The organism is Micromonospora sp. NPDC023644, assembly GCF_040640115.1.
Lineage (GTDB): Bacteria > Actinomycetota > Actinomycetes > Mycobacteriales > Micromonosporaceae > Micromonospora.
Genome location: NZ_JBFABA010000032.1, coordinates 1 through 25111, shown reverse-complemented (window position 1 = coordinate 25111; position 25111 = coordinate 1). Strand labels below are relative to the sequence as shown.

The window sequence follows — 25111 nt, the reverse complement described above, 5'->3', positions numbered from 1 at the left end:
CCGAGGTTGTCAGAGTCGTCGGGAGAATTGACCTGACGGACGGTGCGGTCAGCCCGACGACCCGGAGGTGAACGTGTCCAACTCGATGTCCGGCGGCGGCATGGCCGGTTGGAGCATGCTCCGGTCGATGCGCAACCGCGACGAGATCTCCACCCACCGGCTCAAGCGCGGCGTGGCCCGCCGGATCGTGGCCTTTGCCGGGCCCTACCGCCGGGACATCGTCGTCTTCCTGGTCACCGTGGTGCTGGCCGCGGTCATCGGGGTCGCCACCCCGGTGCTCGCCGGCGACGTGATCGACACCATCACCCGGGGCGGCGCCGACGCCGGCAGCGCGGTGGTCCGGCTGGCGTTCGTCATCGCCGGGCTCGCGGTGGCCGACGCGCTGCTCTCCCTCGCCCAGCGGTGGTATTCGGCCCGCATCGGCGAGGGCATCATCCTCGACCTGCGCACCCGGGTCTACGACCACGTCCAGCGGATGCCGCTGCAGTTCTTCACCCGCACCCAGACCGGCGCGCTGGTCAGCCGGCTCAACAACGACGTGCTCGGCGCGCAGCGGGCGTTCACCTCGACGCTGTCCGGGGTGGTCAGCAACGTCATCCAGCTCGTGCTCACCGCCGCGGTGATGTTCACCCTCTCCTGGCAGATCACCGCGCTCTCGCTCGTGCTGCTGCCGGTCTTCATCATCCCGGCCCGCCGCGTCGGCAGGCGGCTCGCCGAGATCACCCGGGAGTCCTACAACCTCGACGCGAAGATGAACGCGACGATGACCGAGCGGTTCGGCGTCTCGGGCGCGTTGCTGGTGAAGCTCTTCGGCCAGCCCGAGGTGGAGGCCCGCCGGTTCGCCGGGCGGGCCGAGCGGGTCCGCGACATCGGCATCCAGTCCGCGATGTACTCGCGGACGTTCTTCGTGGCGATGCTGCTGGTCGCCTCGCTGGCCCAGGCGCTCACCTACGGCCTCGGCGGCTGGCTGGCGGTCACCGGCAACGTCAGCGCAGGCACCGTGGTGACCCTCGCCCTGCTGCTCACCCGCCTCTACGGCCCGCTGACCGCGCTGTCCAACGTCCGGGTCGACGTGATGAGCGCGCTCGTCTCCTTCGACCGGGTCTTCGAGGTGCTCGACCTGAAGCCGACGATCGAGGAGAAGCCCGACGCCGTGCCGGTGCCCCCGGCCAACGGCCGGGTCGAGTTCCGCGACGTCCGGTTCCGCTACCCCAGCGCCGCCGAGATCTCGCTCGCCTCCCTGGAGGAGGTCGCCGCCCTCGACCGCACGGTCAACGAGCCCGTGCTCAAGGGCGTCTCGTTCGCGGTCGAGCCGGGGCAGATGGTGGCGCTGGTCGGCCCCTCCGGCGCCGGCAAGTCGACGCTGTCCATGCTGATCTCCCGCATCTACGACGTCACCGACGGGCAGGTGCTGGTCGGCGGGGTCGACGTCCGCACCGCCACCCTCGACTCGCTGCGCGACGAGATCGGCGTGGTCACCCAGGATTCGCACCTGTTCCACGAGACCATCGCCGAGAACCTGCGCTACGCCAGGCCGGACGCCACCGACGACGAGATCTGGGCGGCCCTGGCCGGGGCGCAGGTCGCCGACCTGGTCCGGTCGCTGCCGGAGGGGCTGGAGACCCTCGTCGGCGAGCGCGGCTATCGCTTCTCCGGTGGCGAGAAGCAGCGCATCGCCATCGCCCGGCTGCTGCTCAAGGCCCCGTCGATCGTGATCCTCGACGAGGCGACCGCGCACCTCGACTCGGAGAGCGAGGCCGCCGTGCAGCGGGCGCTGTCGGTGGCGCTGACCGGGCGTACCGCGCTGGTGATCGCACACCGGCTCTCGACCGTCCGCGACGCCGACCAGATCCTGGTGCTCGACGACGGGCGGATCGTCGAGCGGGGGCGGCACGAGGAACTGGTGGCCGTGGGCGGGCTCTACGCCGAGCTCTACCGCACCCAGTTCGCGGTCGCCGACTCGCCCACCCCGTACGCCGACGCGACCGGGCCCGAGCCGGTGGCCGTGCCGCCGCTGCGGCCCTACCTCGCCGACGAGGCGCTGCCGCCGGCCGCGGCCAACTGACGCCCGGCCGGCGCTCCAGCGAACACCGTCGCACCGGCGCCCGGCTCGCACCCGGCCGTGGCCGGCGAGCGACTCAACCGGCCGGGGCCGGCGAGCGACTCAACCGGCCACGGCCCGCCGACGCCTCAGCCGGCGGTGACCGCCGCCCGCAACTCCCCGAACGCGGCGCCCAGCGTCTCGGGGGTGAAGTGTGCGTTCAGGCCGCTGGGGTTGGGCAGCACCCAGACCCGGGCGCCGGCCAGCCGCTCCGGCTGCGGTCCGAAGGCGGCCTTCGGCCGGGCGAACCCGATCCGGTACGCGGTCACTCCGACCACGGCCACCCACCGGGGGCGATGGCGCTCGACCTTGCCGGTGAGGATCTCGGCCCCCTCGACCAGCTCGGCCGGGGTCAGCTCGTCGGCGCGGGCACTGGCCCGCGCGACCATGTTGCTGATGCCCAGGCCGTACCCCGGCAGCTCGTCCTGCTCGCTGGGATGCAGCAGCCGGGGCGTGAACCCGCCCCGGTGCAGCGCCGGCCAGAACCGGTTGCCCGGCCGGGCGAAGTGCCACCCGGTCGCGGCCGACCAGAGGCCCGGGTTGATCCCCACGAAGAGCACGTCCAGGCCGGGGGCGATGACGTCGGGGATGGTCCGCTCCGCCGCCGCCGCGAGTTCCTCCCGCGTGGGCCGCGGGTACCGTCCGGCCGCATCCGCCGCCCGCGCCCGCCGTCGGGCGGGGGAGCCGCTGCCCGGCCGGTCGGCGGGCGTGACCATCACAGGCCCCGCAGCACGCCGCCGTCGACGGGCACGGTGACGCCGGTCAGGTAGCTCGCGGCGGGGGAGAGCACGAACGCGGCCACCCGGCCGAACTCGGCCGGCGCGCCGATGCGGCGCAGCGGAATGGCGGCCTCGGCCTCCGCACGCGCCCGCTCGGGGTCGCCGGTGGCGGCGAAGAGCTCCACGTTGCGGTCGGTCATGATCCGCCCGGGCAGCAGGCCGACCACCCGCACGCCCCGGGGCCCGTACTCGTCGGCGACGTCCTTGGCCATGCCCGCCAGGCCGGGCCGCAGGCCGTTGGAGACGCCCAGGCCGGGCACCGGCCCGCGCGCCGAGGTGGACAGGACCAGCCCGACCGCGCCGCCCGCGCCCCCGGCCAGCTCCTGCGCGACGGTACGGACCATGCGGACGGTGCCGAGGAAGACCGTCTCGAAGGACCGGCGCCACTGCTCGTCGGTGACCGAGGCGGCGCTGCCCGGCGGTGGCCCGCCGACCGAGACCAGCGCCCCGTCCAGCCGTCCGAAGTGCTCCCGCGCCGCCGCCACGAGGCGCTCCGGCGTGTGGGCGTCGGCCAGGTCGGCGGTCAGCCCGACCGCCCGCTCCGGCCCGCCGAGGCGCTGCGCGGCGGCGGCCACCGCGTCGGCGTCGCGGGCGGAGAGCACGACGCGGGCACCGTCGGCGACGAGGCACTCCGCGGTGGCGTAGCCCAGCCCCCGGGAGGCGCCGGTGAGTACGTACACCCGATCGGTCAGTCCGAGATCCATGCCGTCGATCCTGCCGCACCCGGCCGGATCCGCCAGCGGGCCCTCGTGGGCGGTGGGCGGTCAGTGGTGGGCGGGACGCAGCAGGCGTACCCGGCCGGCGACCTGGACGGCGACGGCCCCGCCGGCGCGCCCCCACGCCGGTAGCCGGCGCGGGCGCGGCGGCCCGTGCCCGTCGTAGCGGTCGGCGGCCTCGCGCGCGGCCAGCTCCTCCGCGCCCAGCGGCGGCAGCTCGCCCCGGTCGCGCAGGTCGCGGGCCAGGTCCCAGCCGTCGCGCAGCGAGCCCGCGGTCGGCCGCCCCGCGGCCCACCGGGCGAAGGCCGCCGGCCACCGCGAGCCGAGACCGGCGGCCAGCAGCGGCCAGTGCCGGGCCACCTCCCCGGCGCGCTTGCGCAGCAGCGCGGCCCCGGCCGCGGCGAGCGCCGCCGGGTCGAAGCCCGCCGGCACCGGGCCGCCGGCCACCAGCGCCGCCACCAGCGCCGCCTGCCGCTCGGCCAGGTCGCCGCTCACGTCACCACCGGGAAGCCGGACGCGGCGGCGAGGGCGTCCAACTCGGCCCGGAGCACCGGGGCGGGCGGGTAGTGCCCGTCGCGTTCCAGCAGGATCGCCGGCGGCCGGCGGCGGGCACACAGCTCGCGCAGCAGGTCGAGCACCGCCGGGGGCACCGGATCGGTGTGCGTGTCGTGGTAGTAGCCGCCGTGGTCGGCGCCGCCCGCCACGTGCACGTAGGAGACCCGCTCCAGCGGCAGCCGGTCGAGCAGCGCGACCGGGTCGGCGCCCCGGTTGCGGGCGTTGGCGTACACGTTGGCGACGTCCAGCAGCAGGAACGCGCCGGTGCGGTCCAGGATCTCGGTGAGGAAGTCGGCCTCGTCCAGCTCGTCGTCGGGCCAGTCGAACAGGGCCGCGATGGGCTCCAGCGCGATCGGCACCGGCAGCTCGGCCTGCGCGCGGGCGACGTTGGCGCAGACCGCGTCGACCGCCGCCCGGCTGCGCGGCAGCGGCAGCAGGTGGCCGGCCTCGACGCCGCCGGCCCGGACGAAGGCGATGTGCTCGCTGACCAGCGGCGCCCCGACCAGCTGCGCCACCGCGCCCAGGTGGGCGACGCGTGCCGGGTCGACCGGTTCCGCGCCGCCGAGGGAGAGCCGCACGCCGTGCGGTACGACCGTCACGCCGCGCTCGCGCAGCGCGGCCAGCCCGGCGGGGGGTGGCCCGGCCGCGGCGACGCTCTCCGCGACCACCTCCACGAAGCGCAGCCCGGGCAGGTCGGCGACGAACCCGGCGATCTCCGGCCGCCAGCCGATGCCCACGCCGGCGGGGCCGGTCATCCGCCGCACCCGCCTCCGCCGCAACCCCCGCCGCCGCACGAGCTGCCCCCGCTGCACGAGCTGCCCCCGCCGCACCCGCCGCCCGAGGAGGAGACGCCGGAGCCGCTGATCGCCTGGCGCTGGATCTCGGCCTGGGCGGCGAAGCCGGGGTCCATGGCGTAGAGCGACGCGGTGCCGAACAACGCGACGCCCATCGCGGCGCCCGCCGCGCCGTAGGTGGCGTAGGCGGGGGCCGAGGCGGGCGCGAGGTAGGTGTGCTGACGCCGCAGGTCGCGCAGGGCCCGGGTGGCGGCGCGGGTGCGCCACGGCACCCGGTGCAGGAGGACGGCCGCGACGATCAGCGGAACCTGGCTCAGCACGAGCCAGCCCACCGGACGGTCGTTGCCCAGCCCCGCGAAGATGCGTACCACGCCGACCAGCAGCAGGGCGAAGAGCAGGAACGCGCCCCGGCGCAGCGCGGCCCGGTCGGCCGGTGCGAGCGCGAGCCCGCGCTGCTCCAGACTGGTCCGGAGCTGGTCGAGCGCCCGGCGGACCCACTCGTCACGGGCCAGTTCCTTGGTGGTGGCGTTCCGTCCGGCCGCGAAATGGACCGCCTGGTCCAGGGGCGTGACCCCGGCCGGCAGCGGACCGCCCGTGGTGAGCCGCCGGTCCGGCCGCACGCCGATCGCCCCGCTGCCGCGCAGCCCGCCGAGCGAGGCCCAGATCGCCAGCTGCTGCCCGCCGTTGAGGTAGGCGACCTGCTGCGGGCCGAGCTGGCCCACGTCACCCACAGGCGGCCCGGCGAGGACCGAGAGCCGGTGGACGACCGTGCCGACGATGATCACGACGGCCGCGAGGAGGTAGGCCCCGAGGAAGACGGGACCGGGGATGCCCCAGGTGTCACCAGGCGCGGCGAGGACGGTCATGGGCTGCTCCTGTCGGGCGAGGGGGATCGCGATCCAATTGTGGAGCAGGCCCGCCAGGGCGTATCCACCGCGTGGACCCAGTTACCGGACCGATACGCACGGCGAGACGGCGGCCGGCGCCCGGGGTCGGCTGCCCGGGGCGCGTCGGAGGCCGGGCGGGTCAGCGGCGGCGGACGGCCTCCTCGACCAAATCGAGCACCGGGCCGAGGTCGCCGGCGGGGCGGCCCATCGCCAGGTGCAGCACCAGGCCGTCGTAGGCGAGTTCGAGGAACTGGGCCAGCACGTCGATCGGCACGTCCTCGCGGAGCACGCCCGCCTCCCGCTGCCGGGCCAGCCGGTCGCGGGTCGCCTCGGCGATCGCGGCCGACCGCTCCGCCCACCGCTTGGCGAACGCCGGGTCGGTCCGCAGCCGCCGGGACACCTCCAGTTGGCTGCCGAGCCAGCCGGTGGTGTCGGGGGAGACCGCGCCGGCCAGCAGGTCCCGCATGACCTGGACCAGGCCGTTGCGGGCCACCGTCTCCACCATGGCCGCGGCGTCGTCCTCGGCCACCGCCAGGAAGAGCGAGTCCTTGTCGCGGAAGTGGTGGAAGATCGCGCCCCGGGACAGCCGGGTGGCCTCCTCCAGCCGGCGGACGGTGGCACCCTCGTAGCCGTGCCGGGCGAAACACGCCCGCGCGGCGGCGAGGATCTCCTGCCGGCGCGCGTCGAGCTGGTCCTGACTTACTCTGGGCACGGGTCGATCGTGACAGCTCACCCCCCGTCGTGCAAACCGTACGTACGGCTTGGTTTGGCCGCTCGCATGATCATCCAGGCGGGGCGATCGCGGTTAGGATCGGCCCGTGACGCCACTCCCCACCGCCGTCGCGGTCCCCGCCGCGCCGCTGACCGTCGCGGCCGTGCAGGCCGAGCCCGTCCCCGGCGACGTGGCCGGCAACGCGGCGAGCGCCGCCCGCCTGGTCCGCCGTGCGACGGAGCGGGGCGCCCGGGTGAGCGTGCTGCCCGAGCTCTTCCTGCCCGCATACCACCTGCCGACGCTCGCGGCCGACCCGGCCGGCACCGACGTCGCGGCCGACGCGGCGGGCGGGGTCGACGACCCGCGGCTGGACCCGCTGCGCGAGGCGGCCCGCGACGGCGACGGCGCCGTGGTGGTCGGCGCGGCCGTCCGGCACCCGGACGGCCGGCGGACGATCTCCGCTCTGCTGGTCGACCGCGCCGGCGCCGTCCGCGTCGGATACGACAAGCAGCAGCTGTGGAGCGGCGAGCGGGAACTCTTCGTGGCCGGCGACCGGGGCGCCACCCTGCTCGTCGACGACTGGCGGCTCGGGCTCGGCATCTGCTACGACGGCTGCTTCCCGGAGCACGGCCGGGCCGCGGCGGTCGACGGGGCGCACGGCTACCTCTGCCCGAGCGGCTACCTGGCCGGCTCCGAGCACCGCCGCGACCTCTACTACGCCGCCCGCGCGCTGGACAACACGATGTACGTGGTGTTCGCCAACCTCGTCGGCGGCGCCCACCCGTGGCGGTTCAACGGTGGCGCGGCGGTCTACGACCCGGAGGGCCGGCCGCTGGCCCGGGGCGCGGACACCGGCGAGGCCGTGCTGGTCGTCACGCTCGCCCCGGAGGCCCTCGCGGCGACCCGGGCGGCCCACTGCATGCTGCTCGACCGCCTGCCGGACCAGGGCAGCGCCCGCTCGGCGCTGCCGGCCTGACGGGCGTCGGGAGAGGGCTCGGCACTGTCGGCGGGCGGTGGCGGTCCCGTAGGGTGCCCGGGTGCCGCTGCTCCTGCTGGACCTGGACAACACGCTGCTCGACCGGGCCGGTCCGTTCCGCGCCTGGGGGGAGCGCTTCCTGGCCGGTGTCGGCGCGCCGCCGGACGACATCGACTGGCTGCTGTCCATCGACGCCGACGGGCTGACCGACCGGTGGGACGTGGCCGACGCCGTGCGTGACCGCTACGGGCTGCGGATCCCGTCCATCGACCTGGTCGAGGAGCTGCACGACGGCGTGGTGGCCAACGTCCGGCTCGATCCGCTGGTCGCCTGCGCGCTGCGGATCGCCGACGAGGCCGGCTGGACGCCCGTGGTGGTCAGCAACGGCGGGGCGCGGCAGCAGGAGGCCATGATCCGGCGTACCGGGCTGGACCGCTTCGTCGCCGACTGGGTCATCTCCGAGGAGGTCGGCGTCAGCAAGCCCAATCCGAGGATCTTCGCGCTGGCCGCCCGGCGGGTACGGCTGCCCCTGCGCGACGCCTGGGTGGTCGGCGACGGCCCGGAGGCGGACATCGCGGGCGCCGCCGCCGTGGGCCTGCCCAGCGTCTGGCTGCACCGGGGGCGGAGCTGGGTCGACAGCCGGTTCGCCCCCACCCGCACGGCGGACGGCGTGATCGCCGCCGTCGCGGCGGTGCTCGCCGCCTGACGGGCGTAACGGGCGGGGAGCCGGTCGGGCGTAACGGGCGGGGCGCCGGGCCGCCGGTCGGGCGTAATTCGGTTGACCCGGGCCGCGCCGAGAAGTGAGCATGGTCCGCGCATCGTGCAACCGGGCCCGCGCCCGGTCGAGGAGAGGGGGTCGGTCATGGCCGTCTTCGCAGGTCGCTTCCACCTGCCCCCATCAGCCTCGAGCAAGGGATCACCACCGCAGTGCGCGATCACGACCTTCCGGCGCGCGAGCGCCGTACCCGCGGCAAGCGCCGCTTCGACGACGACGAACAGCTCTTCCTGAAGCGGGGCCGGGCCGCCGAGCCCGCCCTCGCCGACCCCGACGCCGAGCCGGACCCCGACACGGGGGAGCGCTGGTCCTCCTGGGACGACGCCGTGCACGGCCCGCAACCCCACCCGGAGTGGCTGGTCACCGAGCTGGCCGCCAAGGACACCGAGCTGGGGGTGCTCAAGACCGGCAAGGAGGCGGACGTCCACCTGGTCCGCCGAACGGTGCCCGGCACCGACCGGTCCTGCCTGCTGGCGGCGAAGCGGTACCGGGACCCCCAGCACCGCCTCTTCCACCGCGACGCCGGCTACCTGGAGGGACGCCGGGTCCGCCGGTCCCGGGAGAACCGGGCGATGGCCGGCCGCACCGCCTTCGGCCGGCAGATGATCGCCGGGCAGTGGGCGGCGGCCGAGTTCGCCGCGCTGGCCCGGCTCTGGGAGGTCGGCGCCCGGTACGGCACGATCACCGTCCCCTACCCGGTGCAGGTGCGCGGCACCGAGCTGATGCTGGAGTTCCTCGGCGACCAGGACGAGGGGCTGGCCGCGCCCCGGCTGGCCCAGCTGAGGCCCACGGCGGGGGAGCTGCGTGAGCTGTGGGGCCAGCTCGTCGACGCCCTCGTGGTGCTCGCCCGCGCCGGCCTCGCCCACGGCGACCTGTCGCCGTACAACCTGCTGGTGCACGCGGGGCGACTGGTGCTGATCGACCTGCCGCAGGTGGTCGACGTGGTGGCCAACCCGCAGGGGCCGGAATTCCTGGCCCGCGACGTGCGGGTGGTCGCCACCTGGTTCGCGGGCCGGGGGCTGCCCGCGACGGACGCCGACCCGGGCGCGCTGACCGCGCTGCTGCTGCGGGAGGCGGGGCTCCGCTGACCGCGACGTCCCGGGCGGCCGGAACGGGTCGCCCGGGACCCGGTCACTGGAGGTAGCGCTCGACCGCCGGCTTGGGGCGCATCCCCTGCGCGTCCGGGTCGCCGTGGGTCTGCCGGGCGGCCCGCCGCCGACGCAGCAGGTCCCAGCACTGGTCGAGGGACTCCTCCAACTCGCGCAGCCGGGTGCGGGCGTCGTCGTCCGTGCCCGACTCGCCGGCCTGCGCGTCGGCGCGCAGCCGGTGCTCCTCGTCGACCAGCTCGGAGATCCGGTTCAGGATGGTCTTGTCGTCCATGCCCTGAGCCTGGCACAGGCCGCGCGGGCGCGCCCGGGTTCCACCGGCGCGTGCCCCCGCCGCGCCCGCCGCTGCCGTAGGTTGCCCAGCCATGGTCCTCACCCTCCGGGCCGCCGGCCCCTCCGACGCGGCGCCGGTCGTCGACCTGCTCCGCGCCGCCAGGCCCCACCTGGTGGTCACGCCGAAACTGCTCGCCTGGCAGGCGACCGGCAAGCCGGCCGAGCGTTTCGGGATGCTCGTCGCCGAGGCGGGCGACGGGATCGCCGGCGTCGCCCGGACGGGGCTGCTGCACGAGAGCGCGGAGCCGGGGCTCGGCTTCATCAACCTGGTCGTGCGCCCCGACGGGCGGGGACGGGGCGTCGGGTCGGCGCTGCTCGCCGCCGCCGAGGAGCGGCTCGCCGGGCTCGGGGTGCGCCGGGCGTACGCGCGGGTCGACGACGAGCCGGCGGCCCTCGCCTTCGCCGAGCGGCGCGGATACCGGCCCGGTCGACGCAGCGTGATCCTGGGCCTGGACCTTGCGACGGCGGTCCTGCCGGCCGCGCCCGCCCCGCCGGCCGGGGTGCGGCTGGGCACGGCGGCGGAGCTGACCGACCCGCGTCCGCTGTACGAGGCGGACCTGGCCGCCGCCGCGGACGAGCCGGGCGACGTCGGGATGGACGAGATCAGCTTCTCCGACTGGCGGGCCGCGTACTGGCACCGGCCGGACCTGGACCGGGCGCTCAGCACCGTGGCGACGGCCGACGGTGTGGTGGTGGCGTTCAGCCTCGCGCTGACCGACGGCCGGGACCGCTACCTGTCGGGAATGACGGGCACCCGGAGCGGGTGGCGGGGCCGGGGCCTCGCCCGGCTCGTCAAGCACGCGTCGCTGCGGGCCGCCGGGTCGGCGGGCTTCCGGTGGGCGTCCACGATCAACGACGCCGGCAACGACGCGATGCGGAGGGTCAACGCGTGGTTCGGATACCGGCCGGTGGCCGCCGAGTGGCGCTACCTGCGGGAGTTGCCTCGTCGCTGACCGTCCACTGTTTACAGTGGGACATTTCGCAGCACAAACACTGGAACTGCTGTCCTCATTGGTGAGATGCTTCCGCACTCAGGCGGTGGAAGTTCCACGTGGGACCCGCTCGTGGACGACTGCCGAGACGACGAGGAGACCTGGTACGCATGTCCAGCTTGCCCGACGGCCACGGCGACCCCCTCCCCGCGAACCCGCGCACGGTCGGGTTGCGACGGGCGCTGCCCGCCCTGCTCCGGGACCCGCTCGGCGCGCTGGTCGGCTTCGCGGAGGGATCCGGTGGGGAGGTCGTCCGGCTCAACCTCGGGTCGTTCCGCCCGTACCTGGTCAGCCACCCCGAACACCTGCAGTACGTGCTGCGCGACCGCGCGGACAACTACATCCGGGACGGTCGGGGGCTGCTGTGGCGTCCGGTCCGCCGGGTCGTCGGGGAGGCCATCCTGGTCGCCGAGGGGGAGGTGTGGGAGTCCAGCCGTGGCGCCCTGCTGCCCCTGTTCACGGCGAAGCGGGTCGAGACCATGGTGGACCGGATGGCCGAGGTGATCAGCGAGGCGGTCGACGAGTGGGACGAGCCGGCCCGGCAGGGGCGGCCGATCGACACCGCCGCCGAGCTGACCCGGATCGTCCTGCGTACCACCATGCGGGTGCTCTTCGCGGACCGGATCTCCGTGCCGGAGGCCGAGCGGATCAGCGCCGCGCTCGACACCGTCACCACCTCGATGATCGCCCGCCTGCTGGTGCCCTTCGTGCCCTATTCGGTGCCCATGCCCGGCGACCGCGCGTTCCGGGCGGCCGTGCGGACCATCGACGAGGTGGTGCTGCCGATCATCCGCGAGGCGCGGGCCCGGCCGAGCGACGACGACGACATCATCTCCACCCTCTGCCGGCCGCGTCCGGACGGCAGCATGCCGGACGAGTACCAGATCCGCGGCGATGTCGTGGCCATGTTCTCCACCGCCACCGAGACCACCATCGCGCTGCTGTCCTGGCTCTGGCCGGTGCTGGAGACCCAACCCGAGGTCGCCACGCGGCTCTACGCCGAAGTGGACCGGGTGGTGGGCGGCGGCCGGGTCCGGCGGGAGCACCTCGCCGAACTGCGGTACGGGCGCATGGTGCTGGACGAGATGCTGCGGCTGTATCCCGCCGGTTGGATGGTGCCCCGCACGGCGGTCGCCGACGACGTGCTCGGCGGGGTGCGGATCAAGGCGGGCGCGACGGTGCTGGTCAGCCCGTACGTGACCCAACGGATGCCGATGTTCTGGGACGACCCGGAGCGCTTCGACCCCGAACGCTTCTCGCCGGAGCGGCCCCGTCGCCGCTACCGCTACTCCTACTACCCCTTCGGCGGGGGCCCGCACCAGTGCCTCGGGCAGTACCTGTTCCTCCTGGAGGCGCAGCTCATCGTGAGCACGGTGCTGAGTCGCTTCCGGTTCCGGCCGACCGCGCCGGCCGACCTGACCCCACGGATGGGCGCCTCGCTCTCGCCCCGGCAACGGCTGCGGGTGACCCTGTCGCCGGTGCAGCGGCCGGTCGCCCCGTGAGCGCGACGGACGCGCGGTCGAGGGCCGGCCAGGCCGACGTGGCCGAACAGGGCAGGATCTGCGCCCTGGCCACGCGGGGCGTACGCGACCTGCAGAAGGTCACCGCCGCGCACCCCGGACTCTTCTCCGCCGACACGTTCGACTCCGCGATGCTCAGTTCCGTCGCCACCGCCATCGCCTTCACCGCTCCCTGGCACAGCGCCGACGAGCTGCGGATCACCACCCGTACGCTGCTCTGGGTCTTCGCCGCCGACTGGCAGGTCGACTACCTCGCGGCGTCCTCCGACGACGTGCGTGCGCTGGTGGCGGAGTGCCTCGCGGTCGCCGACGGCGCCGATCCGCCGGCGGGGCGACACCTGGCCCGGCTGCTGGCCGACCTCCGCGACGAACTGGCGACCGTGCCGGCGTTCGACCGGCTGCGGCCGGTGTGGCGCGACGAGCTGGAGCGGATGTTCGCCGCGGTGGCCCGGGAGTGGGACTGGAAGAACGCCTCGGGCGCCCCGGGCGGATCCCTGCCCACCCTCGACCGGTACCTCGACAACGCCGACAACCTGGCCTGTTCCTTCGTCAACGTCACGCACTGGACCGCCACCGGCGACGCGAACTGCCTGCGGCACCTGGACGAGCTGCTGACGGTGGGCCGCGAGGTGCAGCGGGTGCTGCGCCTGGTCAACGATCTGGCCACCCACGAGCGGGACGTCCAGTGGGGCGACCTCAACGCGCTCATGCTGGTCTCCGACCCGGTTGTCGTGCGCGACCGGTTGGCCCAGCTCACGCGGCGCTGCCACGGGCTGCTCGAACTGCTGGCCGAGCGCGAGCCCCGGCAGGCCGACTACATGCGCCGGCAGCTCTCCTTCACCGCCGGCTTCTACCAGGTTTCGGACTTCTGGGGGACGCCATGAGGCACGGTGGATCCCGGGCGGGCACGGCAGCCGCGCCGCGCGCCGGCCGTGGTCCGGACGACTGCGGGAGCCTGGCGGGGGAACTCGTCGACGCGATGGCGCGGAGACCGTGGGGAGAGGTCGCCCCCTCCGTCTACGAGACCGGCCGGCTGGTCGCCGTCGCGCCCCTGCTCGCCGGGCACGCCGAACGGGTCGCGTTCCTCGTTCGGCGCCAGCGCGCCGACGGCGCGTGGGGACCCCCGGAGGGCTACGCGCTGGTGCCGACGTTGAGCGCCACGGACGCCCTGCTGGCGGCGCTGGCCGACGAGGGCCTGCCGGCGGCCGCCCGCCAGGCTTCGGCCGCCGTGGCCGGGCGCGGGCTGCGGGCCCTGTCCACCCTGCTCGCGGCGGGCTCCGCCGTGCCGGACACGCCCGCCGCCGACCTCATCGTGCCGGCCCTGGTGGAATCGATCAACGCGCGGACGTCCGGGCCGGACGCCGCGCTGCCGGTCACGCACCCGCTGAGCCTGCCCGCCGGGACGGACCGTCGACGGTTGACCGCGGTCCGGGCGGCACACGCCGCGGGCACCGAGCTGCACCCGAAGCTGGCGCACTTCGGCGAGCTGCTCGACGGGCCGGCCCAGCGGTGGCCGCGGCCGCGCGCCGCCGAGCCGACCACAGTCGGGGCCTCCCCGGCAGCCACCGCCGCGTGGCTGGCCGCCGCCGGGCCGGGCGCCGACGCGCGAGCGGCCCGCGCCTTCCTGGACCGGCTGGTCAGCGAGGGCGGCGGGCCGGTGCCCTGCCCTACGCCGATCACCGTCTTCGAACGTGCCTGGGTCCTGAGTTGGCTGTCCCGGGCCGGCATCGAGGTGCGACCACCGGAGGCGGTCCTCGCGAGCCTGGCCGACGCGGTCGGCCCCGCCGGTGCCGCCACCGGAGCGGGCCTGCTCCCCGACGCGGACACCACCGCCGTGACTCTCTACGCGCTCGGGCGCCTGGGCCGCCCGCTCGACCCGGCGAGTCTGTGGGGGTACGAGACGGCGGAGGGGTTCTGCACCTGGCCGGGGGAGGACGGCTTCTCGGTCACCACGAACGCGCACGTGCTCGACGCCCTCGCGCAGCACGCCGCGCGTGCTCCGGGCGCCGGCTCCCGGCACCGCACCGCCATCGGCCGGCTGGCCCGGGTGCTCCGGGAGCGGCAGGAGGCCGACGGCAGCTGGCGCGACAGGTGGCACGCCTCGCCGTACTACGCCACCGCCTGCTGCGTGCTCGCGTTGGCCGAGTCCGGCCCGGACGACGACAGCGTGGGCACGCTCGGTCGGGCGGTGCGCTGGGTGCTGGCCAACCAACGCGACGACGGGTCGTGGGGCCGGTGGGCGGGCACCGCGGAGGAGACCGCCTACGCTCTGCAGATCCTGCTGGCCGTCCCGTCGGACGAACCGGCGGTGGCCGTCGCCGCCCTGCGGGGAAGCGCCCACCTGCGAGCGGACGTCGGCCGAGGCGAGCACCCGCCACTGTGGTACGGCAAGGAACTCTATTGCCCCACCACGATCGTCCGCTCGGCGGTGCTCGCGGCCGCCCACCTCGCTCACCGCCGACTCGCACATTTCCGCAGTGCTGCACATGTCGTGACGGGACGGCAGAAATCAGCAACTTGAGGGTGCCATGTGGACACTGCTAGCGTACCCACTGCCTTTGTCCCGCACGGCCCTCCGGCGGGACATCCGCACTTTTACGATCTGCCGTTGATGACCTGAGTCAACGCCGGCCTGGGACGGTTCAATGCGTTCTCGCGGTACGAGTATCCGCACGAAGGTTGTCGCTCTCCTGCTCTCCCTCGTAGCGCTCTGGACGTTCGCGGCCTGGGTGACCCTGCGGGACGGCTTCAATCTGCTCGGCGTCCAGATGCTCAACGCCAAGATCTACGTGCCCAGCGAGCCGCTGCTCCAGGAACTCCAGCTGGAACGCCGCCTGACCCAGGCGTACCTCAGTGACCCGGGGCCGGAGCAGCGGGCGGCGCTCGAGGCCGAACAGCGCACGACGGCGGAGCTGACGACCTCCTTCACCACGTCGGTGCGGCACTGGCAGGTCGACCTCGCCGGCGGTGACGCGTTGAGCCGGCAGCTCGACGAATCGGTGGCGCAGTTGGAGGCGCTGAGGGCGGTACGCAGCGCGGTACTCGATCGCGGTATCGACCGGATTTCCGCGGCGGACGCCTACACCCGTGCCATCGGATCCATTTTCCAGATCTACGACGTCACCGGCAGTCTGGACGACAAGGAGCTGGCGGCGGACGCGGCGGCCCTCATCCAGCTCAACCGGATGAAGGAGCTGATCTCACAACAGGACGCGCTGCTCAGCGGCCTGTTCGGCAGTGGCCGCATGAGTGGGCCGGAGTACGCCCGATACACCGCGCTCGTCGGCGCCGAGCGTTTCCTCGGCGAGGAGACCAGATCGAAGCTCTCCGCCGCCGACGAGCGGCGCTACCAGCAGCTCGTCGAGAGCGAGCCGTTCAAGCGCCTGCGCTCGGTGCAGGACGGCATCATCCGGGGCGGCCAGCCGACGCCGCAGCTGCCGGTGAGCCGGGCCGACTGGCGTGACACGGTCGACCAGGCGCTGGCCGGCGTCAACAGCACGGTGGTGGCGGGCGGCGACGACATCGTGGGCCGGGCGTCCACCGTGGCCGCGATGGTCATGGTGCGCCTCGTCCTGGCCACCGGCCTGGGCCTGCTGGCGGTCATCGCCTCGATCGTCGTCTCCGTCACGACGACCCGCGCGCTGCTGCGGCAGCTGGAGCGGCTGCGCGAGGCCGCCTTCCGGCTCGCCAACGAGCGGCTGCCCGGCGTGGTCGAGCGGCTCGGCCACGGCGAGGAGGTCGACGTCGCCAAGGAGGCGCCTCCGCTGGAGTTCGGTGACGACGAGATCGGCCAGGTGGGCAAGGCGTTCAACGCCGTGCAGGAGACCGCCATCCGCACCGCCGTCGAGCAGGCCGAGCTGCGCCGCAACGTGCGCGACGTCTTCCTCAGCCTGGCCCGGCGCACCCAGGCGCTGGTGCACCGCCAGCTCACCCTGCTCGACGCGATGGAGCGCCGCGAGCACGACGCCGAGGAGCTGGAGGACCTGTTCCGGGTCGACCACCTGGCCACCCGGATGCGGCGCAACGCCGAGAACCTCATCCTGCTCTCCGGCTCCACCCCGGGCCGCGCCTGGCGGCGCAACGTGCCGATGGTCGACGTCGTCCGCGGCGCCGTCGCCGAGGTCGAGGACTACACCCGGGTCAACGTGCTGCCCCTCGGCGCGGTCTCGCTCACCGGCCGCGCGGTCGGCGACGTCATCCACCTGCTAGCCGAGCTGATCGAGAACGGCCTGTCGTTCTCCCCGCCGCACACCTCGGTCGAGGTGCGCGGACAGATGGTGGCCAACGGCTTCGCCATCGAGGTCGAGGACCGTGGCCTGGGCATGAGCGAGGAGGACCTGGCCGCCGCGAACCACCGGATCGTCGACCAGTCCGAGCTCAACCTGGCCAACGCCTCCCGGCTGGGCCTCTACGTCGTCAGCCGGCTGACCGAGCGGCACGGCGTGCGGGTGCAGCTCAAGGAGTCCGCGTACGGCGGCACCACGGCCGTCGTGCTGATCCCGGCCGACCTGGTCACCGCCGACGACGAGGACCCGAGCACCTCCGGCGGGTTCCCGGCCGGCCTGCCCGCCGCCGGCCCGGTGGCCGGCGTCTCCGGCCAGGCGCCGCCCGCCGCCGAGCCGCCGCTCGCCACGGTGCCGGTGGCGCTGGCCGAGTCGCCGCTCGTGCCCCACGCGCCCTCGGCTGCCGACGCCGACGCGGGCGCCCTGCCGACCCGCTCGCGCGGCCGGAGCCTGCCGACGACCGCCCCGGCCCGCGACGCGCCGCTGCCCGTCCGGCAGCGCGGCGGATCCGAGCAGTACGCCCTGGACGGCCCGACCTTCCCGACCGGCCTGCCGTTGGCCGCCGCCCGGCCCGCGTCGACGGAAGCGCCCGCCGAGGCGCCCGCCCCGCCCGAGGCGGACACCGCGGCCGCCGCCGGCCCGACGCCGACGGCCCGGCAGGTGACGGCGCGCACCGGCTCGGGGCTGCCGGTCCGGGTCCGGCAGGCCAGCATCGTGCCGGAGCTGCGCGACGACCCGGCGGCCGGGGGCGGCGACGAGGACGACGACACGGTGCGCCCGCCGGAGCAGGTACGCCGGATGATGAGCTCCTACCAGACCGGCACCCGGCGCGGCCGTACGGACGCCGCCCGGCTGCTCGGCGGAGCGGGCGACAGCCGAACCGAGGCCGGCGAGGAACCCGACGCCGGCGAGGACCTGCAAGCGACCTGACCGGTGCCGCCACGGCGCGGGGGATCCCCGCGTCGTGGCGCTCAGCCGAGACGAGCACGGCGACAACTGCCGGGGGAGAAGAGGACGACGAGTGGCGCAGAAGACGGCTTCGAGTGCCGACCTGACGTGGTTGCTGGATGATCTGGTCGGCCGGGTGAAGCAGGCCGACCACGCGGTCGCGCTCTCGACGGACGGCCTGTTGATGGCCGCCTCGCGAGGGCTCAGCCGGGACGACGCCGAGCACCTGGCGGCCATGGCGGCCGGCATCCAGAGCCTGGCCCGGGGCGCGGGCAAGCGCTTCGGCGGCGGGCAGGTGCAGCAGACGATCATCGAGATGCAGTCGTCGTTCCTGTTCGTCACAGCGGCCGGGCGCAACGCCTGCCTCGCCGTCCTGGCCAGCGAGGACGCCGACGTCGGACTGATCGCGTACGAGATGGCGATGCTGGTCACCCGCGTCGGCAAGTACGTGGCGTCGCCGTCCCGGACCGGCGAGCAGCAGACCGGCGAGAAGTAGCCGCGATGACGGTGCAGGGGGAGTCCTCGGAGCACCAGTGGGTCGACGACCATGCCGGGCCGGTCGTGCGCCCGTACGCGATGACGCGCGGCCGGGCCCGGCCGGTCACCGGCACGTTCGACCTGATCTCCCTGGTGACGGCGACCCGGGCGGACGTGACCCCGGAGGTCGGGCTGGGCCCGGAGCACCTGGCGATCGTCGGGCTCTGCCAGCGGATCCAGTCCGTCGCCGAGATCGCCGCCCACCTGGACCTGCCGGTGGGCACCATCCGGGTCCTGCTCGGTGACCTGGCGGCCCGCAGCCTGGTGCAGGTACGCGAGCCGCACACCACGGCCGGCCTTCCCGACAACAGCGTTTTCGAGGCGGTAATCAATGGACTACGGGCACTCTGAGCGGCCGGCGGGAGCGACGCCACTGCCCACCGCGATCAAGATCCTCGTCGCGGGTGGCTTCGGCGTCGGCAAGACCACCATGGTCGGTGCGGTCAGCGAGACGCGCCCGTTGCGTACGGAGGAGGTGTTGACCGAGTCCGGCGTCGGCATCGACGACCTCTCCGGGGTGGAGAGCAAGACGACCACCACGGTGGCGATGGACTTCGGCCGCATCACCATCAGCGACGACCTGGTGCTCTACCTCTTCGGCACCCCGGGCCAGGACCGGTTCTGGTTCGTCTGGGACGAACTGGCGCTCGGCGCGCTCGGCGCGGTGGTGCTGGCCGACACCCGGCGGCTGGCCGACTGCTTCCCCTCGATCGACTACTTCGAGGGCCGGGGCACCCCGTTCGTCGTGGCGGTCAACTGCTTCGAGGGGGCCCGGCAGTACCGCCTCGACGAGGTGCAGGCGGCGCTCAACCTCGACCCGGGGGTGCCGGTGCTGCTCTGCGACGCCCGGCAGCGGGAGTCCAGCAAGGAGGTGCTCATCACCCTGATGGAGCACGCCATGAAGACCCGCGAGGCCCGCCGCCGCGCCGCCGCGACCGAGTAACCCACCACCACCATCACCGCGCCGCGCCGTCCGCGGTCCGCCGCCGAGATCTTGGTACGGAACAGCCCCTCCTCGGGCCTTCCCGTACCAAGATCTCGGGGCGTGGACCCCCGCGCCTCCCGCCGTCGTCCCGCCGGAGTGGGGCGGGGCCGGATCGCGTGATTGATTGACTTCGATCAATCGGGCTGCCTAGCATGGGCGCTGGAAAGCGCTTTCCGTCGTCCATCAGCTGGCTGATCGCCGGAGCCGGCCCGCACCCCCGACGCGGGACCCGTCCCCTCGCGTCCGGTCGCGCGAGCGTGCCCCGAAACGGTCGCTCGACCGCGCCCCGGCACCGGAGAACGGCGCCGGCTCGTCGTGCGCCGGCTCCGGCGATCCGCCGTACGAGAAAGGCGGAACCCCATGCTCGCGACCCGCAACCCCGACGGGCCGCCACGGCCCCGGCGGCGCCGACGGCTGCTCGCCGCCGCCGGACTGGCCGCCGCGCTACTGGCACCGGCGTCGCCGGCCGGCGCCGCGCTCCCGCCCGCCGCGCCGGCCCCACCCGCCCCGCAGGCAGCGGTCGGCACCGCTTCGCTCGCGGCGGCGGACGGCTTCGCCAGCGTTTCCGCCCTCGGCCGGAACGGGACCACCGGCGGCGCCGGCGGGCCGGTCGTCACGGTCACCACCACCGCGCAGTTCCTCGGCCACATCGCCCGCCCGGGGCCGTACGTCATCCAGGTCGCCGGCACCATCACGCTGCCCACCGGCGCCAACGACGGGATGTGGAACGTCGCCTCCGACAAGACGATCGTCGGGCTCGGCGACGACGCGACGCTCTCCGGCGGCGGGCTCAACATCGGCGTGCCGGTCGACGACGACGTGACCTCGCCCCCGGCGAACGCGGTGCACAACATCATCATCCGGAACCTGCACCTCACCGGCGCGACCGACGACCTGATCAACGTGCAGATGTTCTCGCACCACATCTGGATCGACCACAACGAGTTCTCCAACGGCGACGACGGCGCGGTCGACATCAAGCGCGGCTCGGACTTCGTCACGGTCTCCTGGAACCACTTCCACGACCACGACAAGACGCTGCTGCTCGGCCACGACGAGGACGCCGGCCCGCAGGACCTCGGCCGGCTGCGGGTCACCTACCACCACAACTTCTTCGACCGCTCCGACCAGCGCAACCCGCGGGTGCGCTTCTCCGCGCTGGCGCACGTCTACAACAACCACTACAACGACAACAGCTACGGGGTCGCCTCCACGTACGACGCCGCGGTGCTGATGGAGAACAACTACTTCTACAGCGTCAACAACCCGGGCCGGGTCGCCTTCAGCGGCGACCTGGGCCGGATCGTCGAGCGGGGCAACATCCTGGTCGCCTGCAACCACCCGATCGAGACCCGGGGCACGGTGCCGGACCCGCGCGGGTACTACCCGTACACCCTCGACCCGGCCGTGAGCGTGCCGACCATCGTCCCGGCGGGTGCCGGGCCCGGCAAGGTCACGGCCGTCGCCACCGCCCCGGCGCCGGCCCTCGCCGGCCCGGACGGCTTCGCCGCCGTCGCGGCCCTCGGGCAGAACGGCACCACCGGCGGCGCCGGCGGACCGACCGTGACCGCCACCAACGCGGCCGACTTCCTGGAACACATCGACACGGTGGGCCCGCTGGTCATCCAGGTCACCGGGCGGATCGCGATCACCAGCAAGCAGGGCGTACGTCCCAACAAGACCATCGTCGGGGTCGGCAACGCCGAGATCACCGGCGGCGGGCTGGACTTCTACCGGTCGTACAACGTGATCGTCCGCAACATCAACTTCACGAACGCGGAGGACGACGCGATCAACGTCGGCCAGAACTCGCACCACATCTGGATCGACCACAACCGCTTCTCCGGCGCGGTGGACGGGTCGGTCGACATCGTCCGGGGCGCGGACTACGTGACGGTGTCGTGGAACCACTTCGACCACTCGGACAAGTCCATGCTGATCGGTCACTCCGATGGCGCGGCCTCCACCGACGTCGGCCGCCTGAAGGTCAGCATCCACCACAACTTCTTCGACCACAGCCGCCAGCGGCACCCCCGGGTCCGCTTCGGCGAGCCGGTGCACGTCTACAACAACTACTTCCTCGGCAACGCCCTCTACGGCGTGGCGTCGACGGAGAACGCGGGCGTGCTGGTGGAGGGGAACTACTTCCGCGACGTGCCGCACCCGATGTGGTCGGCGAGCGGCTACGCCGACAGCGGGCCCGGCCGGGCGGTGCAGCGCCACAACGTGTACGTCGGCTCCGGCGTGCCGGAGACGAACGGCACCGTGGTCGAGCCGCGCACGTACTACCCGTACACCCTCGACGCGGCGGCGGACGTGCCCGCCCTGGTCGTCGCGGGCGCCGGCACCGGCCGCATCTGACCGGACGCGCGAAGGGCCCCCTGCCGTGGTGGCAGGGGGCCCTCCGTCCGTGCCGTCAGCTGGCGATCATGCGACGCAGGACGTACTGCAGGATGCCGCCGTGCCGGTAGTAGTCCGCCTCGCCCGGGGTGTCGATCCGGACCACCGCGTCGAACTCGACGCCGGTGTCGGTGCTGACCTTGACCGTACGCGGGGTCTCGCCGTCGTTCAGCGCGGTGACCCCGGCGATGGAGAACGTCTCCGTGCCGGTGAGGCCGAGCGACTCGGCGGTCTCGCCGGCCGGGAACTGCAGCGGGAGCACGCCCATGCCGATCAGGTTCGAGCGGTGGATCCGCTCGTACGACTCGGCGATGACCGCCCGGACGCCGAGCAGCATGGTGCCCTTGGCCGCCCAGTCGCGCGACGAGCCGGAACCGTACTCCTTGCCGGCCAGCACGACCAGCGGGATGCCCGCCTCCTGGTAGGCGACCGAGGCGTCGTAGATCGAGGTCTGCTCGCCGGTCAGGTGGTTGACCGTGAAGCCGCCCTCGACGCCGGGGACCAGCTGGTTGCGCAGCCGGATGTTGGCGAAGGTGCCCCGGATCATCACCTCGTGGTTGCCCCGGCGGGAGCCGTACGAGTTGAACTCGTGCCGCGGCACGCCGTGCTCGGCGAGGTACTTCCCGGCGGGGGAGTCGGCCTTGATGGAGCCGGCCGGCGAGATGTGGTCGGTGGTCACCGAGTCGCCCAGCTTGGCCAGCACCCGGGCGCCGGTGATGTCGACGACGGCCTTCGGCTCCCGCTCCATGCCCTCGAAGTACGGGGGCTTGCGGACGTAGGTGGACTCGCCCGCCCAGGCGAAGGTGTCGCCGGTCGGGGTGGGCAGCGACTGCCAGCGCTCGTCACCGGCGAAGACGTCGGAGTACGCGGCGCTGAAGCCGGTGGCGCCGATCGCCGAGGCGATGACGTCCTGGATCTCGGCGCTGTCGGGCCAGATGTCCCGCAGGAACACCGGGTTGCCCTCGCTGTCCTCGCCGATCGGCTCGTTGGCCAGGTCGATGTCCATCGTGCCGGCCAGCGCGTACGCGACCACCAGCGGCGGGGAGGCCAGGTAGTTCATCTTGACGTCCGGGTTGATCCGGCCCTCGAAGTTCCGGTTGCCGGAGAGCACGGAGACGACCGCCAGGTCGGCCTCGTTCACCGCGGCGGAGACCTCCTCCGGCAGCGGGCCGGAGTTGCCGATGCAGGTGGTGCAGCCGTAGCCGACCAGGTGGAAGCCGAGCTTCTCCAGGTAGGGCGTGAGGCCGGCGCGCTCGTAGTAGTCCATGACGACCTTGGAACCCGGGGCCAGGGTGGTCTTCACCCACGGCTTGCGGGTCAGGCCCTTGTCGACCGCGTTGCGGGCCAGCAGGGCCGCGCCGATCATCACCTGCGGGTTGGAGGTGTTGGTGCAGGAGGTGATCGCCGCGATCACCACGGCGCCGTGGTCCAGCTCGTACTCGACGCCGTCGGTGCCGGTGACCTGGATCGGGTTGCTGGCCCGCCCGCCGGAGCCGACCGCCGCCGTCTCCAGGTCGCGCGGCGCGTCGGCCGGGTCGCTGACCCCGTTGGCCGGGGAGTCGCTGGCCGGGAAGGACTCGGCGCTCGCCTCGTCGGCGTGGCCCTGCACGCCGAACGGCTTCTCCAGCTGCGGCACGCCCGACTTGCGGCCACGGTCGCCGCCGGTCTCGTCGGCGGCCACGTAGTCGGTCAGCGCCGAGCGGAACAGCGTCTTGGCGTTGCCCAGCGGGACCCGGTCCTGCGGGCGCTTCGGGCCGGCCAGGGACGGCTCGATCGTGCCCAGGTCCAGCTCCAGGCGCTCCGAGTACTCCGGCTCGGCGTCCGGGTCGTGCCAGAGGCCCTGCTCCTTGGCGTACGCCTCGACGAGCGCGACCTGCGCGGCGTCGCGGCCGGTCAGCTCCAGGTAGCGGACGGTCTCGGCGTCGATCGGGAAGATCGCCACGGTGGAGCCGTACTCCGGGGACATGTTGCCGATGGTGGCCCGGTTGGCCAGCGGCACGGCGCTCACGCCCGGGCCGTAGAACTCGACGAACTTGCCGACCACGCCGTGCTTGCGCAGCATCTCGGTGATGGTGAGCACCAGGTCGGTGGCGGTGGTGCCGGCCGGCATCTCGCCGGAGAGCTTGAAGCCCACCACGCGCGGGATCAGCATGCTGACCGGCTGGCCGAGCATCGCGGCCTCGGCCTCGATGCCGCCGACGCCCCAGCCGAGCACGCCCAGGCCGTTGACCATCGTGGTGTGCGAGTCGGTGCCGACCACCGTGTCCGGGTACGCCTGGCCGTTGCGCTCCATGATCGTGCGGGCCAGGTACTCGATGTTGACCTGGTGCACGATGCCCGTGCCCGGCGGGACGACCTTGAACTCGTTGAACGCGGTCTGGCCCCAGCGCAGGAACTGGTAGCGCTCCTTGTTGCGCTCGTACTCCAGCTCGACGTTGCGCTCGAAGGCGTCCTCGCGGCCGAACAGGTCGGCGATGACGGAGTGGTCGATGACCAGCTCGGCCGGGGCGAGCGGGTTCACCTTGGTGGCGTCGCCGCCCAGGTCCCGGACGGCCTCGCGCATGGTGGCCAGGTCGACCACGCAGGGCACGCCGGTGAAGTCCTGCATGAGCACCCGCGCCGGGGTGAACTGGATCTCGACGCTCGGGTCGGCGTCGGATTCCCAGGCCCCGAGCTGCCGGATGTGGTCGGCGGTGATGTTCGCGCCGTCCTCGGTCCGGAGCAGGTTCTCCAGGAGGATCTTCAGGCTGTAGGGGAGCCGTTCGTGGCCCTCCACCTTACTGATCTTGAAAATCTCGTAGCTCGCGTCTCCGACGCGTAGCTGGGTCTTCGCACCGAAGGTGTCGAGGCTCGCCACGTCGTACTCCTTCACACCAGCGACCGTGAGTAGTCCTGAGCAGTCTGTCGCACCGGTCGGGGTGCCGCCGTGGTTAGGGGACACTTACCGCCGATCTCGTCGTCAACAAAACCGTACGTCCGTCTTGCTAACTTCGCAACCTCGTGCCATCGTTCGGGACGAGGAGGTGCCACCATGATCCATCACGTCCAGCTCGCCTGCCCACGCGGCTCCGAGGCGGCGTCGCGGGCCTTCTACGTCGGCGTGCTCGGGATGACCGAGAAGCCCAAGCCGCCCGCGCTCGTGGCCCGGGGCGGCTGCTGGTTCACCGGTCACGGCGCGGAGCTGCACCTCGGCGTGGAGGACGACTTCAGCCCCGCCCGCAAGGCCCATCCGGGCCTGCTCCGGCCGGACCTGGACGCGCTCGCCGCCCGGTTGGCCGCCGCCGGGTACCCGGTCACCTGGGGCAACGACGAGCTGCCCGGGATGCGCCGCTTCCACTCGCAGGACGCGCACGGCAACCGGCTGGAGTTCCTCGCCCCGATCGACTGACTTCCGCCGTCACCGGGCTCGCGGAGCTGCCGACTCGGGGCTGCCGACTCGGAGGGGCCTCCCCGAGTCGGGCTCGGCCGCCCCGCCTGGGCCCGTGCGGCCCACCCCGCCCCGGGCTCGGCCGCCCCGCCCCGGCCTCCCCCGTGCGGGGCGGGGCCAGCTTGTGGGCATGACGAAAGGGCCGGCCCCGTGGGCCGGCCCTTGTCGTCGTTCGGTGGTGCGTTCTCGTGGTCGGGTCAGGCGGTGTAGCCGCGGGTGGCGATCCAGTCGGCGAGGTTGTCGACGCTCATCCGGTAGGAGGCCTGGGTGGGGTCGGCGGAGTCG

Annotated in this window: 22 protein-coding genes and 1 pseudogene; 14 read left to right on the top strand and 9 right to left on the bottom strand. The window is 73.9% G+C overall.

Annotated features, from left to right (window positions below):
* The first annotated feature begins 85 nt into the window (after positions 1-85).
* A complete protein-coding gene (locus AB0G08_RS20960; protein WP_358090470.1) occupies positions 86-2065 on the top strand; it encodes an ABC transporter ATP-binding protein in 1980 nt (659 codons plus the stop codon).
* Between the two features lie 125 nt (positions 2066-2190).
* Here the strand turns inward: AB0G08_RS20960 and mug are convergent, their stop codons facing one another.
* The 6 genes from mug to AB0G08_RS20930 form a co-directional block, all read right to left on the bottom strand.
* Complete coding sequence (gene mug, locus AB0G08_RS20955; RefSeq protein WP_358090388.1) at positions 2191-2817, bottom strand: G/U mismatch-specific DNA glycosylase; 627 nt, start codon at positions 2815-2817, stop codon at positions 2191-2193.
* Entirely contained in the window at positions 2817-3584 is a 768-nt protein-coding gene (locus AB0G08_RS20950) for an SDR family oxidoreductase (protein ID WP_358090385.1), read from the bottom strand. Before AB0G08_RS20950 ends, mug begins: the two co-directional genes overlap by 1 nt.
* Positions 3585-3644: 60 nt before the next feature.
* Positions 3645-4091: a hypothetical protein gene (locus tag AB0G08_RS20945; RefSeq protein WP_358090383.1), complete on the bottom strand. Its 447-nt coding sequence runs from the start codon at positions 4089-4091 to the stop codon at positions 3645-3647.
* Positions 4088-4906 (bottom strand): DUF692 domain-containing protein, encoded by an 819-nt coding sequence (locus AB0G08_RS20940; RefSeq protein ID WP_358090380.1) that lies wholly within the window; start codon positions 4904-4906, stop codon positions 4088-4090. The genes AB0G08_RS20945 and AB0G08_RS20940 overlap by 4 nt, the downstream gene beginning before the upstream one ends.
* The gene (locus AB0G08_RS20935) at positions 4903-5811 is read right to left on the bottom strand and encodes a TIGR04222 domain-containing membrane protein (RefSeq protein ID WP_358090377.1); all 909 of its coding nucleotides are present in this window, start codon (positions 5809-5811) and stop codon (positions 4903-4905) included. Before AB0G08_RS20935 ends, AB0G08_RS20940 begins: the two co-directional genes overlap by 4 nt.
* Before the next feature lie 160 nt (positions 5812-5971).
* Entirely contained in the window at positions 5972-6544 is a 573-nt protein-coding gene (locus tag AB0G08_RS20930; protein WP_121400709.1) for a TetR/AcrR family transcriptional regulator, read from the bottom strand.
* A gap of 106 nt (positions 6545-6650) precedes the next feature.
* On the opposite strand from AB0G08_RS20930, the gene AB0G08_RS20925 reads away from it, so the two are divergent.
* From AB0G08_RS20925 to AB0G08_RS20915, 3 genes are all read left to right on the top strand, one after another.
* Positions 6651-7520, top strand: a complete 870-nt coding sequence (locus AB0G08_RS20925; RefSeq protein WP_358090374.1) for a carbon-nitrogen hydrolase family protein — start codon at positions 6651-6653, stop codon at positions 7518-7520.
* A gap of 61 nt (positions 7521-7581) precedes the next feature.
* Positions 7582-8226: an HAD family hydrolase gene (locus tag AB0G08_RS20920; RefSeq protein WP_358090372.1), complete on the top strand. Its 645-nt coding sequence runs from the start codon at positions 7582-7584 to the stop codon at positions 8224-8226.
* 221 nt (positions 8227-8447) lie between these two features.
* Positions 8448-9383, top strand: coding sequence for an RIO1 family regulatory kinase/ATPase (locus AB0G08_RS20915; protein WP_358090370.1), 936 nt, complete (start codon positions 8448-8450; stop codon positions 9381-9383).
* 43 nt (positions 9384-9426) lie between these two features.
* Here the strand turns inward: AB0G08_RS20915 and AB0G08_RS20910 are convergent, their stop codons facing one another.
* Positions 9427-9675, bottom strand: a complete 249-nt coding sequence (locus AB0G08_RS20910) for a DUF2630 family protein (RefSeq protein ID WP_357880536.1) — start codon at positions 9673-9675, stop codon at positions 9427-9429.
* A 91-nt stretch (positions 9676-9766) separates the two neighbouring features.
* On the opposite strand from AB0G08_RS20910, the gene AB0G08_RS20905 reads away from it, so the two are divergent.
* From AB0G08_RS20905 to AB0G08_RS20865, 9 genes are all read left to right on the top strand, one after another.
* Positions 9767-10687 carry a GNAT family N-acetyltransferase gene (locus tag AB0G08_RS20905; protein WP_358090368.1) on the top strand — a complete coding sequence of 307 codons (921 nt, stop codon included), beginning with the start codon at positions 9767-9769 and terminating at the stop codon, positions 10685-10687.
* Positions 10688-10836: 149 nt separating this feature from the next.
* Positions 10837-12228, top strand: coding sequence for a cytochrome P450 (locus tag AB0G08_RS20900; RefSeq protein WP_358090366.1), 1392 nt, complete (start codon positions 10837-10839; stop codon positions 12226-12228).
* Entirely contained in the window at positions 12225-13130 is a 906-nt protein-coding gene (locus AB0G08_RS20895) for a terpene synthase family protein (RefSeq protein WP_358090363.1), read from the top strand. Before AB0G08_RS20900 ends, AB0G08_RS20895 begins: the two co-directional genes overlap by 4 nt.
* 95 nt (positions 13131-13225) lie before the next feature.
* Positions 13226-14767: a prenyltransferase/squalene oxidase repeat-containing protein gene (locus AB0G08_RS20890; protein WP_358090360.1), complete on the top strand. Its 1542-nt coding sequence runs from the start codon at positions 13226-13228 to the stop codon at positions 14765-14767.
* A gap of 208 nt (positions 14768-14975) precedes the next feature.
* A complete protein-coding gene (locus tag AB0G08_RS20885) occupies positions 14976-17459 on the top strand; it encodes a nitrate- and nitrite sensing domain-containing protein (protein ID WP_358090358.1) in 2484 nt (827 codons plus the stop codon).
* Between the two features lie 91 nt (positions 17460-17550).
* Complete coding sequence (locus AB0G08_RS20880; protein ID WP_357880558.1) at positions 17551-17973, top strand: roadblock/LC7 domain-containing protein; 423 nt, start codon at positions 17551-17553, stop codon at positions 17971-17973.
* 5 nt (positions 17974-17978) lie between these two features.
* Positions 17979-18365 (top strand): DUF742 domain-containing protein, encoded by a 387-nt coding sequence (locus AB0G08_RS20875; RefSeq protein ID WP_121400719.1) that lies wholly within the window; start codon positions 17979-17981, stop codon positions 18363-18365.
* Positions 18346-18957, top strand: a complete 612-nt coding sequence (locus AB0G08_RS20870) for an ATP/GTP-binding protein (protein ID WP_358090356.1) — start codon at positions 18346-18348, stop codon at positions 18955-18957. The genes AB0G08_RS20875 and AB0G08_RS20870 overlap by 20 nt, the downstream gene beginning before the upstream one ends.
* Before the next feature lie 402 nt (positions 18958-19359).
* Complete coding sequence (locus AB0G08_RS20865) at positions 19360-21360, top strand: hypothetical protein (protein WP_358090353.1); 2001 nt, start codon at positions 19360-19362, stop codon at positions 21358-21360.
* A gap of 55 nt (positions 21361-21415) precedes the next feature.
* Here the strand turns inward: AB0G08_RS20865 and AB0G08_RS20860 are convergent, their stop codons facing one another.
* The gene (locus AB0G08_RS20860) at positions 21416-24271 is read right to left on the bottom strand and encodes an aconitate hydratase (protein ID WP_358090351.1); all 2856 of its coding nucleotides are present in this window, start codon (positions 24269-24271) and stop codon (positions 21416-21418) included.
* 159 nt (positions 24272-24430) lie between these two features.
* On the opposite strand from AB0G08_RS20860, the gene AB0G08_RS20855 reads away from it, so the two are divergent.
* Complete coding sequence (locus AB0G08_RS20855; RefSeq protein WP_358090348.1) at positions 24431-24787, top strand: VOC family protein; 357 nt, start codon at positions 24431-24433, stop codon at positions 24785-24787.
* A 236-nt stretch (positions 24788-25023) separates the two neighbouring features.
* Here the strand turns inward: AB0G08_RS20855 and AB0G08_RS20850 are convergent.
* A pseudogene (locus AB0G08_RS20850) lies at positions 25024-25111 on the bottom strand (phytochelatin synthase); the annotation flags it as partial.

What these genes read in the sequence shown, in the direction of transcription:
- AB0G08_RS20905 (WP_358090368.1), top strand. Translation starts at nt 9,767, where the DNA reads ATGGTCCTCACCCTCCGGGCCGCCGGCCCCTCCGACGCGGCGCCGGTC.
- AB0G08_RS20950 (WP_358090385.1), bottom strand. Translation starts at nt 3,584, where the DNA reads ATGGATCTCGGACTGACCGATCGGGTGTACGTACTCACCGGCGCCTCC.
- AB0G08_RS20865 (WP_358090353.1), top strand. Translation starts at nt 19,360, where the DNA reads ATGCTCGCGACCCGCAACCCCGACGGGCCGCCACGGCCCCGGCGGCGC.
- AB0G08_RS20855 (WP_358090348.1), top strand. Translation starts at nt 24,431, where the DNA reads ATGATCCATCACGTCCAGCTCGCCTGCCCACGCGGCTCCGAGGCGGCG.
- mug (WP_358090388.1), bottom strand. Translation starts at nt 2,817, where the DNA reads ATGGTCACGCCCGCCGACCGGCCGGGCAGCGGCTCCCCCGCCCGACGG.
- AB0G08_RS20900 (WP_358090366.1), top strand. Translation starts at nt 10,837, where the DNA reads ATGTCCAGCTTGCCCGACGGCCACGGCGACCCCCTCCCCGCGAACCCG.
- AB0G08_RS20870 (WP_358090356.1), top strand. Translation starts at nt 18,346, where the DNA reads ATGGACTACGGGCACTCTGAGCGGCCGGCGGGAGCGACGCCACTGCCC.
- AB0G08_RS20910 (WP_357880536.1), bottom strand. Translation starts at nt 9,675, where the DNA reads ATGGACGACAAGACCATCCTGAACCGGATCTCCGAGCTGGTCGACGAG.
- AB0G08_RS20890 (WP_358090360.1), top strand. Translation starts at nt 13,226, where the DNA reads ATGGCGCGGAGACCGTGGGGAGAGGTCGCCCCCTCCGTCTACGAGACC.
- AB0G08_RS20960 (WP_358090470.1), top strand. Translation starts at nt 86, where the DNA reads ATGTCCGGCGGCGGCATGGCCGGTTGGAGCATGCTCCGGTCGATGCGC.
- AB0G08_RS20940 (WP_358090380.1), bottom strand. Translation starts at nt 4,906, where the DNA reads ATGACCGGCCCCGCCGGCGTGGGCATCGGCTGGCGGCCGGAGATCGCC.
- AB0G08_RS20935 (WP_358090377.1), bottom strand. Translation starts at nt 5,811, where the DNA reads ATGACCGTCCTCGCCGCGCCTGGTGACACCTGGGGCATCCCCGGTCCC.
- AB0G08_RS20875 (WP_121400719.1), top strand. Translation starts at nt 17,979, where the DNA reads ATGACGGTGCAGGGGGAGTCCTCGGAGCACCAGTGGGTCGACGACCAT.